Source organism: Corynebacterium ciconiae DSM 44920 (assembly GCF_030440575.1).
Lineage (GTDB): Bacteria > Actinomycetota > Actinomycetes > Mycobacteriales > Mycobacteriaceae > Corynebacterium > Corynebacterium ciconiae.
The window spans coordinates 709583-723121 of sequence record NZ_CP047189.1; the positions used below are offsets into that span (position 1 = coordinate 709583).

The 13539-nt window shown below is 63.7% G+C and carries 13 protein-coding genes; 6 read left to right on the forward strand and 7 right to left on the reverse strand.

What is annotated here, in order from left to right; translation table 11 throughout:
• The first annotated feature begins 143 nt into the window (after positions 1-143).
• The 3 genes from CCICO_RS03100 to CCICO_RS03110 are packed head-to-tail and all read left to right on the forward strand — an operon-like array spanning position 144 to position 2604.
• Complete coding sequence (locus CCICO_RS03100; protein WP_018019008.1) at positions 144-1529, forward strand: glycine--tRNA ligase; 1386 nt, start codon at positions 144-146, stop codon at positions 1527-1529.
• Between the two features lie 12 nt (positions 1530-1541).
• Positions 1542-2099 carry a hypothetical protein gene (locus CCICO_RS03105; protein WP_018019009.1) on the forward strand — a complete coding sequence of 186 codons (558 nt, stop codon included), beginning with the start codon at positions 1542-1544 and terminating at the stop codon, positions 2097-2099.
• Positions 2100-2124: 25 nt separating this feature from the next.
• Positions 2125-2604, forward strand: a complete 480-nt coding sequence (locus CCICO_RS03110) for a hypothetical protein (protein WP_018019010.1) — start codon at positions 2125-2127, stop codon at positions 2602-2604.
• On the opposite strand, the gene CCICO_RS03115 is transcribed toward CCICO_RS03110, so the two are convergent.
• Positions 2601-4586: a TPM domain-containing protein gene (locus CCICO_RS03115; RefSeq protein WP_018019011.1), complete on the reverse strand. Its 1986-nt coding sequence runs from the start codon at positions 4584-4586 to the stop codon at positions 2601-2603. The genes CCICO_RS03110 and CCICO_RS03115 overlap by 4 nt on opposite strands.
• A 45-nt stretch (positions 4587-4631) precedes the next feature.
• Here CCICO_RS03115 and CCICO_RS03120 point away from each other — a divergent pair, with 45 nt between their 5' ends.
• Both CCICO_RS03120 and CCICO_RS03125 read left to right on the forward strand, forming a co-directional pair.
• Positions 4632-5186 (forward strand): YdcF family protein, encoded by a 555-nt coding sequence (locus tag CCICO_RS03120; protein WP_026161327.1) that lies wholly within the window; start codon positions 4632-4634, stop codon positions 5184-5186.
• Positions 5187-5196: 10 nt separating this feature from the next.
• Entirely contained in the window at positions 5197-6459 is a 1263-nt protein-coding gene (locus CCICO_RS03125; protein ID WP_018019013.1) for a deoxyguanosinetriphosphate triphosphohydrolase, read from the forward strand.
• On the opposite strand, the gene crtI is transcribed toward CCICO_RS03125, so the two are convergent.
• From crtI to CCICO_RS03145, 4 genes are read right to left on the reverse strand one after another with little or no spacing between them, the layout of a single operon-like run.
• A complete protein-coding gene (gene crtI, locus CCICO_RS03130) occupies positions 6456-8015 on the reverse strand; it encodes a phytoene desaturase family protein (protein ID WP_018019014.1) in 1560 nt (519 codons plus the stop codon). The genes CCICO_RS03125 and crtI overlap by 4 nt on opposite strands.
• Positions 8015-8890, reverse strand: coding sequence for a phytoene/squalene synthase family protein (locus CCICO_RS03135; RefSeq protein ID WP_018019015.1), 876 nt, complete (start codon positions 8888-8890; stop codon positions 8015-8017). The genes crtI and CCICO_RS03135 overlap by 1 nt, the downstream gene beginning before the upstream one ends.
• 3 nt (positions 8891-8893) lie before the next feature.
• Entirely contained in the window at positions 8894-9136 is a 243-nt protein-coding gene (locus CCICO_RS03140; RefSeq protein WP_018019016.1) for a hypothetical protein, read from the reverse strand.
• Between the two features lie 2 nt (positions 9137-9138).
• Positions 9139-9573: a guanyl-specific ribonuclease gene (locus CCICO_RS03145; protein WP_018019017.1), complete on the reverse strand. Its 435-nt coding sequence runs from the start codon at positions 9571-9573 to the stop codon at positions 9139-9141.
• Between the two features lie 85 nt (positions 9574-9658).
• Here CCICO_RS03145 and dnaG point away from each other — a divergent pair, with 85 nt between their 5' ends.
• Positions 9659-11536, forward strand: coding sequence for a DNA primase (dnaG, locus tag CCICO_RS03150; RefSeq protein WP_018019018.1), 1878 nt, complete (start codon positions 9659-9661; stop codon positions 11534-11536).
• On the opposite strand, the gene CCICO_RS03155 is transcribed toward dnaG, so the two are convergent.
• Both CCICO_RS03155 and CCICO_RS03160 read right to left on the reverse strand, forming a co-directional pair.
• Positions 11533-11772: a hypothetical protein gene (locus CCICO_RS03155; RefSeq protein WP_018019019.1), complete on the reverse strand. Its 240-nt coding sequence runs from the start codon at positions 11770-11772 to the stop codon at positions 11533-11535. The two genes, dnaG and CCICO_RS03155, sit on opposite strands and share 4 nt — an antisense overlap.
• A 73-nt stretch (positions 11773-11845) precedes the next feature.
• On the reverse strand, positions 11846-13522 hold the full coding sequence (locus CCICO_RS03160; protein WP_018019020.1) for an AMP-binding protein: 1677 nt from the start codon (positions 13520-13522) through the stop codon (positions 11846-11848).
• Positions 13523-13539: the final 17 nt, after the last annotated feature.

Genomic DNA, 13539 nt, shown 5'->3' on the forward strand with positions numbered 1-13539 from the left:
CCTTTAAGGTTTATCGAAACTGAAATGAAAACGGTTACATCAGGGATAGGACGTCCCTGAGTTAAGGAGATGAAAGCGGCTGTGGGTGCTAGCGATAGTATGGTTGAGACTTACTTGTGTAGACGCTAAAAGAGGAGCATCCTGTGGCACAGCAATCTGTTGTCGATTCCGTGGTCAATCTCTGCAAACGCCGAGGTCTGGTGTATCCGTGCGGTGAGATCTACGGCGGCACCCGCTCGGCCTGGGATTACGGCCCGCTGGGCGTGGAGTTGAAGGAAAACATCAAGAAGCAGTGGTGGCGTACCTTCGTTCAGGGCCGTGCCGATGTGGTGGGCCTTGACTCCTCGATCATTCTGCCGCGGCAGGTGTGGGAGGCCTCCGGCCACGTCGAGACCTTTACTGACCCGCTGGTGGAATCCCTGCACACCCACAAGCGCTACCGCGCCGATCATCTGCTGGAGGCCTACGAGGCCAAGCATGGCCACCCGCCGGCTAATGGGCTCGCGGATGTGAAGGACCCCGAGACCGGCCAAGAGGGCAAGTGGACGGAGCCGCAGTTGTTCTCCGGCCTGATGAAGACCTTCCTTGGTCCCGTCGATAACGAGCAGGGTCTGCACTACATGCGCCCTGAGACCGCCCAGGGTATCTTCATCAACTTCAAGAATGTGATGACGACCGCCCGCATGAAGCCGCCCTTCGGCATCGGCCAGGTGGGTAAGGCCTTCCGCAACGAGATCACCCCGGGTAACTTCATCTTCCGCACCCGCGAGTTTGAGCAGATGGAGATCGAGTACTTCGTCAAGCCCGACGAGGCGCCGGAGAAGTTCGACGAGTGGGTCGAGGCCTGCTGGAACTGGTTCATTGACTTGGGCATCGCCCCCGAGAACATCCGCCAGTTCGATGTTCCGGAAGACGAGCGCGCCCACTACTCGGACCGCACCATCGACTTTGAGTACAAGTTCGACTTCAGCGGCAACCCCTGGGGCGAGCTGATGGGTGTGGCTAACCGCACGGACTTCGATCTTTCCAGCCACATCACGGCTTCCGGTGAGGATCTCTCGTACTTCGACCAGGCCAGTGGCGAGCGCTATGTGCCATACGTGATTGAGCCTTCCTTTGGTCTCACTCGCGCCCTCATGGCCTTCCTCTGCGATGCCTACACCGAGGACGAAGCCCCGAATGCTAAGGGTGGCGTCGATAAGCGCACCGTGCTCAAGCTGGATCCGCGACTGTCTCCGATCAAGGTGGCTGTGCTACCGCTGTCGAAGAAGGAGACACTCACCCCGACCGCCGAGAAGGTGGCAGCGGAGCTGCGTAAGTACTGGACGATCGACTACGACGTCTCCGGAGCGATCGGTCGCCGCTACCGTCGCCACGATGAGATCGGCACACCCTTCTGCGTCACCGTGGACTTCGACACCCTCGAGGACAATGCCGTGACCGTGCGTGAACGCGACACGATGCAGCAGGAGCGCGTCTCCCTCGACCAGTTGCAGGGCTATCTGGCCCAGCGCCTCATCGGCTGCTAAGGAGAACACCTCATGGACAACCTGCAGTGGTCGCGCCGCGAAAAGGGCGATTCCGGCACCATTATGAAGCTGCGCCAAGGCAACTCGGTGGTGGCCGTGGATGAGATCACCCAAGAAGGCGTATCGGGGCGCATTAGCGTCTGCGGCGGCGAGCCGTGGCGGCTGCACGTGGCCCCCGATGATGGAGCCCGCGCCGCCACCCCGGATGGCCGGGTCTACAGCGCTAAGCCCGAGGAGGCCGGAACCAAGTTCACCAAGGCGAAGGCCTTCAGCGTGGATGCCAATGGCCGTGCCATGCGCGTGGTCAACGAATCAGCCAACAACTGGGTGGTGGAAGACCACGACGGTACCAAGTTGGGCCAATTCACCGGTTTCAACTCCGGTGTGCGCGACGTGGTGTTGGACTTAAGTGATCTTCCCTCCGATGATCTGCTCAGCCGCGACGAAGCCGTTTTCCTCGCCTGGCTGGCACGCATCGCGTTGGAAAATCGACTCGAGTCGCGATCCACCATCATCATCGCCTCCCTGGTGCTGCTCACCATTTTGGCGCTGGCCGTCTTCCTGCTTTAGATCCCCACAGAAAGGGCGCTCCATCATGGTTGAGCAGCGAGTCTCCACCACCCCTGGGCAATCGCCATGGGTGTGGGTGTGGGACGAAAACGAGCTGCTCGACCGCGATGATGTCCTCATCGCCCATGTGCGCTCGGATGTGATCTATGTTGATGGCCAGCGCCTGCTCGTGGAATACACCCCCGGCGCCACCTCCTTCAGTTTCCGGGCTACGGCAGCGGACGGGGAGATGATGTGCGTGCGCCAAGCGGGTTTCACGATCACCTCGCTCGAGGCCGAATGCGGCGACCGGCGCTACAAGCTCGATCGCTGCTCCGTGTGGCGCAAAGAACGCGCCATCACCACTGCCGATGGCGGGATCGCTGCCTTCACGCGGCCGCGGGTGTCTGGGCGGGTGGAGATAGAAAATGGACCGGCCCATGCTCGCATCCCGCTTATCGACGCGGTCGTGCTCACATGGGCCTGCGTGGTGGTGGATTCCCCGATCCGGCGACCGCGCTACTAGAAGCGGCCGCCACCACCAAAGGAGCCGCCGCCCCCGCCTCCGCCGCCGAAGGAACCACCGCCGAAGCCGCCTCCGCCGCCACCGCTGAGCATGCTGTTGATCACCATGCCGGCCAGAAACGCCCCCGAGGTCGAGCCCGACGAGCGGTGGCGATCGTTATACCGAGAAATCTCCTCCTCCGCGGCGCGATACGCCCGATCAGCGGCGCGGTGCGCCTCCACCGCAGTATCGGCAGCACCCCGCAGATTCGTTGGACGCAGTTGCTGCGCCTGGGCGCGCAACTGGGTGGCTTCGGCCAGCAGTGTGCGGGGGCGGGCCCCAATCACGCGGCCGCGGGTAGCCACCAAATCCTGGGTGGCTTGGATGAGGCGATCTGCGGAGGCCACCGTGCTATCGAAGCGCCGCTGCAGCTGCTCGCCCATGCGCGAGGTGGTGCGCAGAGTCTCCAGTAGCTGATCCAGCTCGCCATCGGCTTCGGTGAGGGTGGCGTGAGTGGACAAAGGATCGGCCTCGCCTTCACGTTGTGCCTGGGTCATTGCCTGCTCGGCGTGCTGGGTGACGGTGGTGAAACGGTGCTCGTCCACCTTCACCCCCGTGCGGCGGCTGCTGCCCATGAGATCCTCAGCCTCGCGCAGCTCCGCGCGCACCTCCTCGATCAGATCGGGCAGGGCGGCGCGGGCGCCGGCAATGTTGGTATCGGCATGCTCCACTCCGGCCAGCAGCTGATCGGCCTGGTCCACGAGTTTTTCGGTTCCGGTGATCAAATCCACCACATCGGACTGCTCGCCAGCGGGGAGCTGGGAGCGCTCACGGGCGGTATCCATGGTGGATTCCGCCTGGTTCAGGTGCTCCTCGGCCATCTCCACGTTGTCGTTGATCGAGCCCACAGTGCTCGCGCTGTAGCGGGCACGCAGCTGCTCGAGTTGCTCAGCGGCGCGGGGCAGGCGGGTGCGAAGGTCCACGATGCGTTGCGTGAGCCGATCGAGATTCTCGGTGGCGTTGAGCAGCACATTGCGCATGCGGGCGAAATCCTCGGAACGGGCGTCCAAAATGTCGTCGGCGCTCGCGCAGGACGTCACGATCTGCACCAACCCGTCGCGGCGCGAGCCCCCAAAACGCCCCGCATCGAGGGCGCTCTTGATGGCAAAAGCCTCGTGCAGGGTGCGCTGAGAGGACTCGAGGGCCTGGGTGAACTGACGGGTGCGGATCTCGCCGAACTCGGCCTTCGCCAAACGCAACTCCTCCTGGGCGCGGCGGATCGACTCATCGGTAGAGACCAGCTCCTCCTCGGCCAAAGAGGCCAGCACCTCGGTATCGAGACTGCGGAAGCTATCCACATCGTCCGAACGGAACTGGCGGGCCTGCTCGATCTGCTGATGCTGTTCCTGCTTGCGGCGTCGCTTCGAGGCGTACCACAAACCGCCGCCGGCACCCACCACGGCCACGGCGCCGCCGCCGAGCCAACCGATCTCCTCGCCGCTCAAGGAGCCCGAGGAGGCATAGGAGTCAGCCATGCTCTGCGCAGCCGCCGCCCAGTCGCTCTCCCCAAGGGCGGGCAGGCCAGCGTCGATGATGCTCGTAACCTCGGACTTCGACCACTCGGAGCCAGCGTGATAGCCATAATCGCGCTTGGTCACATCCACCGAAATGATCGCCACGTTATCGCCCGACAGCTGCTGAAACCACTGTTCGGCACGTTCGGTGCCGGTGCCCTGATACTCCGATTCGAAGACCAGATACAGCAGCCTGCCGTGATCCTGAAACCCTTGTTTGAGCGTCTCGCTGATCGAGGATTCCTCAGACGCGGAGAACACCTCGGCGAAATCGCCCACATAGCTTTCTCGCAGAGTCTGATAATCCGCAGACGACACCTGGGTCACCGGTGGCGCGGCGGCGAGAGCACTGGGGCCCGCAGCGAGTAGACCTACGGTGCCGGCGGCAAGGAGAGTGGCGTACAAAGGGCCAACGATGCGCTTAGTCATGAAAGCCAGAGTAGTGCACAGGCCTGTGCTAGTCTCGGCACCACTATGAGCACAGCCCCCATAGCGCTGGTGATGGGAACCTCCCAATACGATGGCGTGCCCTCGCAGGTCTTCGCCGCGCGCCTCGACACAGCCCGAAGGCTCTATGAGCGCGGTGAGGCCCAAGCGATCGCGGTAGTGGGAGGAAAACTGCCGGGGGACCGCTTCACGGAAGCAGAGGCGGGGGCCGCCTACCTAGCCGAGCACGGAGTGCCGCGCAGCGCCCTGCTCGAGGTGCCCGAGGGGCACGACACTCGCGGCTCGTTGCGGGCGGTGGGAGGTAGCGTCGATAAGCGCACTCCTGTGATTGTGGTGACAGATCGCACCCACCTGCTGCGGGCTGTGTGGGTGGCGCGGCGAGAAGGATATACCGCCACCGGTGTGGGAGTGCGCTCGAAGCTGCGGGCCTATGAGCTCACGCATGAGGCCGGCGGGCTAGCCGTGATTGCCGTGGATGTTGTGGCTGGGGAGCGCTGGGCGCGGCGCGTAGAGCGAGGTTTTCGTACGCTCGGCTCCCACTGTCGGCCGAGTCTGCGCGCCCGAATGAAGCAACTCTACTAGCGTCACTAGGGTGAACGTCTATTCCGCCAGCGATTATGAACGCCGCCTGAGTGAACCGGCCAAAAGCGCGCAGCTGCCCGGCACCGCCGCCGATGCGCGCAGCGACTTCTCCCGCGACCGGGCACGTGTACTGCACTCGGCAGCGCTGCGGCGGCTCGCGGATAAAACCCAGGTGGTCGGCCCCCGCGACGGAGACACCCCACGCACCCGGCTCACTCACTCCCTCGAGGTGGCACAGATCGCGCGCGGTATTGGCAGCGGGCTCGGGCTGGACCCGGATCTGTGCGAACTCGCTGGGCTGTGCCATGACATTGGACACCCACCCTATGGGCACAACGGAGAAGTGGCGCTCAATACCGTCGCCGAGGACGCCGGCGGATTCGAAGGCAATGCCCAAACCCTGCGGATCATCACCCGCCTTGAACCCAAGGTGCTCGGCGAAGACGGCACCAGCTACGGGCTGAACCTATCGCGCGCCGCAGTCGACGCCGCCTGCAAATACCCGTGGACCGCCGGCGAAGGACACCGCAAATACGGTGCGTATGACGAAGACCGCGACATTTTGCGCTGGGCCCGCCTAGGCATCAGTGGCCACGGGAAATGCATGGAAGCCCAGGTGATGGACTTCTCCGACGATGTCGCCTACTCCGTCCACGACGTCGAAGACGGCATCCTCTCCGGACGCATCCACCTCGGGGTGCTCTGGGACCTCGTGGAACTCGCGGCCCTCGCCCAGCAAGGTGCCCATGCCTTCGGAGGCACACCCGAGGAGCTTATCGACGCCGCCGACCGGCTGCGCCAACTCAGCTGCGTTTCCCGTGCCGCGGACTTCGATGGATCCCTCCGCGCCCTCGCAGGGCTGAAAGCTATGACCTCCCAGCTCGTCGGCCGCTATGTGGGTGCCGCTATCACCGCCACCCTGTCCGCCCACCAGGGCCAGCCGTTGGGCCGCCACCACGGCCACCTCGTAGTGACCCCCGAGGTGGCCGCCGAAGTGCGGATGCTCAAAACAATCGCTGTGTTGTATGTGATGGAAGAAGACCAGCACCAGCGCAGGCAGAACCGGCAGCGCGACCTCATCTACCGCGTCTACGACTACCTGCACCTCAGCGCACCCGGATCCCTCGATCCGATGTTTGCCGCGTGGTATCGCGATGCTGAGAACGAGCAGCAACGCCAGCGGGTGCTTGTAGACCAGATCGCCTCCATGACAGAATCCCGCCTCGAGCGCACCGCCCGCAGGGCCGCAGACATCTCCGTGTTCTACTGCTAAAGCGCGCCCAAGGGTCCGCCCGAACGATCACCGCGCATTCGCTTGAGCACATTCTCCGCAGAGATCAGACACATCGGCACCCCCACCCCGGGCACCGTGGTGGCGCCCGCATAGTAGAGCCCATCCAGCGTGGAGGAGGCATTCGAGCCGCGCAGAAAAGCAGACTGGCGCAGGGTATGCGCCGGGCCTATCGCCCCGCCCCGCCACGCGTGATAGCGCTGCGAGAAATCAGCCGGGCCGATCGTGCGCACAACCTCCGCCCGAGCAGGCAGGCTCGGCTCCGCAATAGCCGCACCCACCTGCGCCAGCGCAGCCTGGGCGATGGCCTGCACCTCTGGGCTGGGCGAGCAGCCATAGGCATCACCGTGGCCCAGGCTGATATCCGCAGGAGTAGGAACGAGGAGAAACAGATTCTCCTTGCCCTCTGGCGCAACACCCGGGTCTGTGGCAGAGGGGCGAGACACATAGATCGACTCGGAGGCGCCGAGCGGGCGCTGTGGGTGAGGACCGGAAAACACCGCATCGAAATCGGGCGTCCAGTCGGCAGAGAAAAAGAGATTGTGGTGGCTGAGCTGCTCCAATGGGCCATCGATGCCGGCGAGTACCAACACCGTGCCGATACCGGGGTCGCGCCGGGAGAAATAGCGCTCCGAGTAACTACGCAGCCGTTCGGGCAGCAAGGTGGTCTCTGTGTGGTGCAGATCTGCGCCGGAGACAACCGCATCCGCGGTGAGCGTGGCGGCACGGCCTTGGGCGTCGAGCACCCGCAGGCCCGTGGCACGCGAGCCGTCATGGGTAATGGCAGTCACCCGAGTTCCAAGATGGAAGCGCACCCCCTCGGCGCGGGCCAAACGGTAGAGAGCATCGATCACCGCAGCGAAACCACCCATGGGGTAGCGCACCCCCTGAGAGAGATCCGTGTGGCTCATCAGGTGATACAGCGCGGGCGTGCGCTCTGGGCGGGAACTGAGAAACACCGCCGGATAGCTCAGAATATGGTGCAGTCGCGGATCGCTCACTCGGCGGCGCACATGCTTATCCAGGGATGTTCCGAGCAAGCCAGCGAGCGTGCCCAGCCGGCGCAGCACGCTGGGATGCAGCAGCGGCAAGGGAGAGGAGAAGGTGGTGTAGAGGAAACGCTGCACGGCTATGTCATAGACATCCGCGGCCTGGTCCAGATACTCGTTCACCACCGCCCCGGCCCCAGGTTCGAGGGACTCGCACAGCTCCACCACGGCAGCTCGGCCAGCGGGAACATCGAGGGGCTTGTGCGGGTCGACGAACACCCGATAGCTAGGATCTAACAACCGGAGATCCAGCTGCTCGGCGGTGGAGGTGCCCATGAGCTCAAAGAAATGATCGAAGGCATCGGGCATGAGATACCACGATGGGCCGGTATCCCAGCGATAGCCGCCTTCCTCGAGTAGCCCCGCCCGACCGCCCACCTCGCTATTCTTCTCCACCACCTCCACCTGGATACCGCTGCGGGCCAGCAGGGCGGCGGTGGCGAGGCCGGCAACACCGGCACCGATCACGAGTACACGAGACGGATACATCAGGACCTTTCCACATCTCGGATGCTGTGGGCGAGCGATCGGATAATAATGCCTGCCTTGCGGGTGGGCCCCAGCCGCAGTCGCTGCCGATAGAGCAGCTGGGTGGGGGCCTTGTCCAATTCCTCGGTGAGAGCAGCAAAGAGATCGGTGGCCGAGCGCACCGCCAGCGCCGAGGAGGTGGGCAGCAGAGGGATCGCGGCATAGGAGAGCTGCAAGTCTTGGCGGATCTCGGTGATCAGGGCAGCCTGAGAGCTGGGGGTGAGCTCGCCCAAATAGGCGCGTCCTAAGGAGGTGCTGTCTTCGGAGAGATCGCGTAAGAAGTTGATCTTCTGAAATGCGGCGCCGAGACTGCGGGCGCCGCGCTCCATCGCTGCCCGATCCTCTGGGCTCACGCTGCGGCCGGAGAGAAAGATCTGCACGCACATCAGGCCGATCACCTCCGCAGAGCCGTAGATATAGGCGGCGAGGCTCTCGGGAGTGTGGCTGCTGCGCTCGAGATCTTGGCGCATCGAGGCGAAAAAGGCGGCCATGTGCTCGCGTTTGAGCCCGCAGCGGCGGGCCGTGCCGGCATAGGCATGGAGCACTGGGTCGGTGTGGAAGCCGCGCTCGGGGGCGGCCATCACCTCCGCCTCGTAGCGATCCAGCTCGGCGCGGATTTCGGCGGGGCTCATACCAGCGGCCGCCGCGGTGCCGTCTACGATCTCGTCGGCGATGCGCACCACCGCGTACACATTATGAATATCGCGGCGCACCGCCGGGGCGAGCAGCCGGCTGCTGAGCCCGAAACTGGTGGAATAGGAGCGGATCACCTGCCGGGCGGCGGCATCGGCGCAGTCCTGAAAGCGCCGCAGATAATCCGAGGGGGAGGCACTCATGTTTTAGCGGCACACCACCGTCACATTGGCGGCGCGAGCCACCGTCTCGACGGGGTCGAATTCGGCAGCCTCGAGCCGTACGCCGCGCAGCAAGAGGTGCGTGACCGGCTGCTCCTTGAACACGTCGTATAAGCCATCGAGGTTCAGAGCCCGTTGATGCGGCTGAGCGCTGAGCGCATCGGAGATCAGCGCGATCAGGTCGCCGCAGCTGCGGGCGCGGCGACAATCCACTGCCACTAGCTGCATGCCTAAACTCCCGTCATTTCGCAAAAACTCTCGTAGTGATCGGCCGTGTAGTACCACACATCCGGTTTCTCACCGCCGGTGACGATGCGCCTCGGCCCGCGGTGATTCAGCCCAGGGGTGGCTACTGTGTATTCGCGGTAATAATCTTTCGCCCGCTGCGGCAGCAGCTGCTCATAGTTGCCGAAATGGGTGCCGTCGTTTTCCGGGTACTCGAACGGTCCGCCGGCCTCGATGCGCTCGACTACCTCGGCGGCCTCTGGGGGCAGGCTGCTCAGCGCACAGGTATCCCCGTTAGCCTCACCGCTGCTATCGCTGCCGCCGCTTTCGCCGCCGTCAAGGCCAAGATAGGTGCCCACACCGGCAAGCAGGACAGCGCCGAGGGAGAGCGCCACTCGGCGCAGAGAGCCGCTCGGGCCCGAGGAACGTTCATCAGCCATAAACACGTAGTGTATTAGCCCCCGTTGGTCGAGGTCATCTGCGGTGGCATGATTCGTGTCTCAGCTGCACGCTAATGTAGGGGCCATGGGTAAAGGACGTATCCCTGAGCGGGACATTCAAGCGATCAGAGAGGCCACGCCGATCGACGAAATCGTCGGCGACTATGTGCAGCTCAAGCCCGCTGGTGTGGACTCGCTGAAGGGACTGTCGCCCTTCAAGGATGAGAAGACGCCTTCCTTCCATGTGCGCCCCGCCCGCGGCTACTTCCACTGCTTCTCCTCCGGCGAGGGGGGAGATGTGTTCTCCTTCCTCATGAAGATGGAGCATCTCAGCTTCCCCGAGGCGGTAGAGGCCTGCGCGGAAAAAATCGGCTACCACATCACCTACGAAGGTGGGGGACCAGGCCGGCGCGAGGATGTGGGCACCCGCCAGCGCCTCATCTTGGCCAACAAGATTGCCCACGAGTTCTACCAAGAGCACTTGGACTCCGCCGAGGCGCAGCCGGCCCGGGACTTTCTTAGCGAGCGCGGCTTCAGCAAAGAGCACGCCCGCGAATTCGGTTGCGGCTATGCCCCCGCTGGGTGGGACACCCTCACCAAGCACCTCGTGCGCAAGGGCTTTGATGTCAAGGAGATCGAAGCCGCAGGCCTAGGGAAAATGGGTCGCCGCGGCCCCATCGACCGCTTCCATCGCCGGCTGCTCTGGCCGATCAAAAACCTCGCTGGGGATGTGATCGGCTTCGGAGCTCGCAAGCTTTTCGACGATGACAAGCTGGGCAAGTACATGAACACCCCAGAAACCCTGCTGTACAAGAAGTCCAAGGTGCTCTTCGGGCTAGACATGGCCAAAAAGCACATCGCTGCCTCGCGCCAGGCGGTGGTAGTCGAAGGCTACACCGATGTGATGGCCATGCACGCCGCAGGGATCCACACGGCTGTGGCCGCCTGCGGCACCGCCTTCGGCGAGGACCACCTGCAAATGCTGCGGCGGCTCATGCTCGATGATTCCTATTTCCGCGGCGAGCTCATCTACACCTTCGACGGAGACGAAGCCGGGCAAAAAGCCGCCATGCGCGCCTTCGAAGGCGACCAACAATTCACCGGGCAGTCCTATGTGTCGGTGGCGCCCGAGGGGCTTGATCCCTGCGATCTCCGCCTCGAAAAGGGCGATGCCGCCGTGCGGGACCTCGTGGCCAGCCGTGAGCCCATGTTCGAGTTCGTGGTGCGTTCGATCATCGAGGACTATGACTTGGACTCTGTCGAAGGCCGGCTGCAGGCCCTCAGGCGCACCATCCCAGTCATCGCCGATATTCATGACCACACGCTGCGCGATGAATACGCCCGCCGACTCGCCGGCTGGCTGGGCTGGCGCGACATCGATGAGGTGGTCCGGAAAGTGCGGGAACAGGCGCGGGCGCCGCGGAAAAAGCAGCAGCCGAGGCAGCGTCGAGAAGCCACAGCCAGCGAGCCTTCGGTGCCACGGCCGGACCCGCGCGATAGCCGGCTCTGGCCGGAACGGGAAGCAATCAAACTCGCGCTGCAGCACCCCGAGATCGCGGTGCCCTACATGCGGGCCTTTGATGATTCCACCTTCACCCATCCCTCCTATGTGCTGGTGAAACAGGCAGTGGACACGGCGCTCACAGCCGAGGCGGAGAAGGAAGGCGTGGACTGGCTGGCGGCAGTCGCAGGGGAGATGCCGGACATTCACAGTAGGGCGCTGGTGTCCGAGCTAGCCGTGGAGCCGATCCGCGTGGATGCAGCGCATCTGCTTCGCTACGCGGACTCGGTGTACTCCCGGCTGCAAGAAGTGCGGGTGGGGCAGATCATTGCGCAGCTCAAAGGGCAGCTTGAGCGGATGAACCCCACTAAAGACGAAAAGGCCTACAACAGCCTTTTCGCGGATGTGGTGGCGCTAGAGCAACAGCGCCGGCAATTGCTGGAGCGGGCGAACCGCTACTAGTCCTCGTCCGGCTCCAGCACGGACTGGCTATCGGAGCGCAGGTTCTTGACCTCGCGCATCCGCGGCTGCGGATCGAGCTTGTTAGCGATAGCCTTCCGGGTGGCGTTCACGGCCGCCTTGGAGGCGGGGGAGTTCACCGCCGCCTGGTAGGCGTTTTTGATCTGGGAATAGCGTTTACGGCCTGCTTTAGTGCCGAAGACATAACCGGCGGCAGCGCCGACAACGAACTGAATCATTCCTGTCCTTTCCTGTGCGCAACGTGTATCGCACCACTGTAGCAAGAGGCGGCCAGGACGCTAGGGGGTGCTGCTAGTTCTGATTCTGGTTCAAGGTGGCCGGATCCGGCAGCCAGCGAGGCACCACCTTGCCACTGTCGTTACGCGGCAGGTCGTCGACCCAGAAGATGTACTCCGGCACATTGTGCTCGGCGAGAGCCACGCGCACCTTCTCCCGCAGCTCGTCCTTGGTGAGGTCTGCGGCCGAGCCGGACTTCACCACCCAGGCCTCTAGGTGGGCGATCACATCGTCCTGCTTACCGGCCACATACACATCGGCGACTTCCTCGAGCGCGCCGAGATATTCCTCCACCTCGCGTGGGAACACATTCTCGCCACCCTTGATCACCATGTCATCGGCGCGGCCCTCGAGGTGGAGGAAACCGTCCTCGTCCAGATAGCCGAGATCGCCGGTAGCAAGCAGACCGTCCTGGGTGACGGGGGTGTACTTATCGGAAAGGAAGCCCAGCATGGTCATGGAGTTGGCGGAGTAGACCTCGCCCAACTCGCCCACGCCCGCCTCGGATCCGTCATCTTTGAAAATCTTCAGCTCGGTGCCCAGATTGGGGCGGCCGGCATTGGAGGAATCGGCCAGCATCTGCTCCGAAGTGGAGATCGAGATCTGCGAGTGCTCGGTGGAGCCGTAGAGGCTGTAGAGCACCGGGCCGAAGGCATCCACCAGCTCCTCTACCAAGTAGGCAGGAACGGCATTGCCCGAGTTGGCGATGAACTCGAAGGGGCCAATATCGGCGGAGGTGTTCTTCGCCTCGGCCACAAAACCGCGAAGGAACACGGCGGAGGAAATGATGGCGTTGACGTTATAGCGAGCGCAATCGGCCACGGCCTGGGCCGGGTCATAGTGGCGGCGCAGGATCTGGGTGCTGCCAGTGATGAGGGTGACCAGCAGGTTGCCATAGCCCCACGCATGGAAAATGGAGGCGGTGGCCTGCACGGTCATGTTCTTGCGCCACGGGATCACGCGGGTGACACCACCGAGCGCCTTCGGGGTGCGCGGAATGGGCATCACCACACCCTTAGGGATGCCGCGGGTGCCGGAGGACATGATCACAGTGTTCTGGGCCTTCGGGCGCTTCGGTAGCTGGAAGCTCTGGGAAGGGGTGGCGGTCAGCTCCGAGAGGGTGCGGCTACCGGAGATATCCACCTGGTCCTCGGGGTTGGCGGCCACGGCGCCTTCCACCACGTAGTGCGGCACGTCTGGGTTGGCGTGGGCGACATCGGCGTATTCGGCGTCCACGATGAACACATCGGCGCCGTAGGTGTTGAAGATGTTGGTGATCTGCGTGGTCGAGGATGCCGGGTTGACGATCATCGGTTGCGCGCCGATGTAGCCGGCAGCGGCCAGCGGCAAGATGATGCCGCGGGAGTTGCGGGCCTGGATGGCGATCATATCGCCTTCCTTCACCCCATTAAGCGCCAAGTTGGTGGCCATGTTGCGGGCTTGATCACGCAGTTCGGTGAAAGTGAGCTCGCCAAAGTCATCGATGATGGCGGTGCGGTCCGGGAAGTCCGCGGTTGCCTGCTCCACGAGGGAGGAGACGCTCAGTCCCCACCGGCTCAGAGCGGTGAACGTATCCTTCCAGCCGCTGAGCGGTCGATTCCGCAGCACCCCGGCCTTGATTAAGGGCTTAATACTGCGCACGAGCTGATCTGCGTGGGTAGCTACGCTCACATGAGCGGTGCGTTGAGACATCGTCTGATAGGGCCTTT

Excerpts from the sequence above, each read along its gene's own strand:
- CCICO_RS03105 (WP_018019009.1), top strand. The coding sequence starts at position 1,542 with ATGGACAACCTGCAGTGGTCGCGCCGCGAAAAGGGCGATTCCGGCACC.
- CCICO_RS03110 (WP_018019010.1), top strand. The coding sequence starts at position 2,125 with ATGGTTGAGCAGCGAGTCTCCACCACCCCTGGGCAATCGCCATGGGTG.
- CCICO_RS03115 (WP_018019011.1), bottom strand. The coding sequence starts at position 4,586 with ATGACTAAGCGCATCGTTGGCCCTTTGTACGCCACTCTCCTTGCCGCC.
- CCICO_RS03120 (WP_026161327.1), top strand. The coding sequence starts at position 4,632 with ATGAGCACAGCCCCCATAGCGCTGGTGATGGGAACCTCCCAATACGAT.
- crtI (WP_018019014.1), bottom strand. The coding sequence starts at position 8,015 with ATGTATCCGTCTCGTGTACTCGTGATCGGTGCCGGTGTTGCCGGCCTC.
- CCICO_RS03135 (WP_018019015.1), bottom strand. The coding sequence starts at position 8,890 with ATGAGTGCCTCCCCCTCGGATTATCTGCGGCGCTTTCAGGACTGCGCC.
- CCICO_RS03140 (WP_018019016.1), bottom strand. The coding sequence starts at position 9,136 with ATGCAGCTAGTGGCAGTGGATTGTCGCCGCGCCCGCAGCTGCGGCGAC.
- CCICO_RS03145 (WP_018019017.1), bottom strand. The coding sequence starts at position 9,573 with ATGGCTGATGAACGTTCCTCGGGCCCGAGCGGCTCTCTGCGCCGAGTG.
- dnaG (WP_018019018.1), top strand. The coding sequence starts at position 9,659 with ATGGGTAAAGGACGTATCCCTGAGCGGGACATTCAAGCGATCAGAGAG.
- CCICO_RS03155 (WP_018019019.1), bottom strand. The coding sequence starts at position 11,772 with ATGATTCAGTTCGTTGTCGGCGCTGCCGCCGGTTATGTCTTCGGCACT.
- CCICO_RS03160 (WP_018019020.1), bottom strand. The coding sequence starts at position 13,522 with ATGTCTCAACGCACCGCTCATGTGAGCGTAGCTACCCACGCAGATCAG.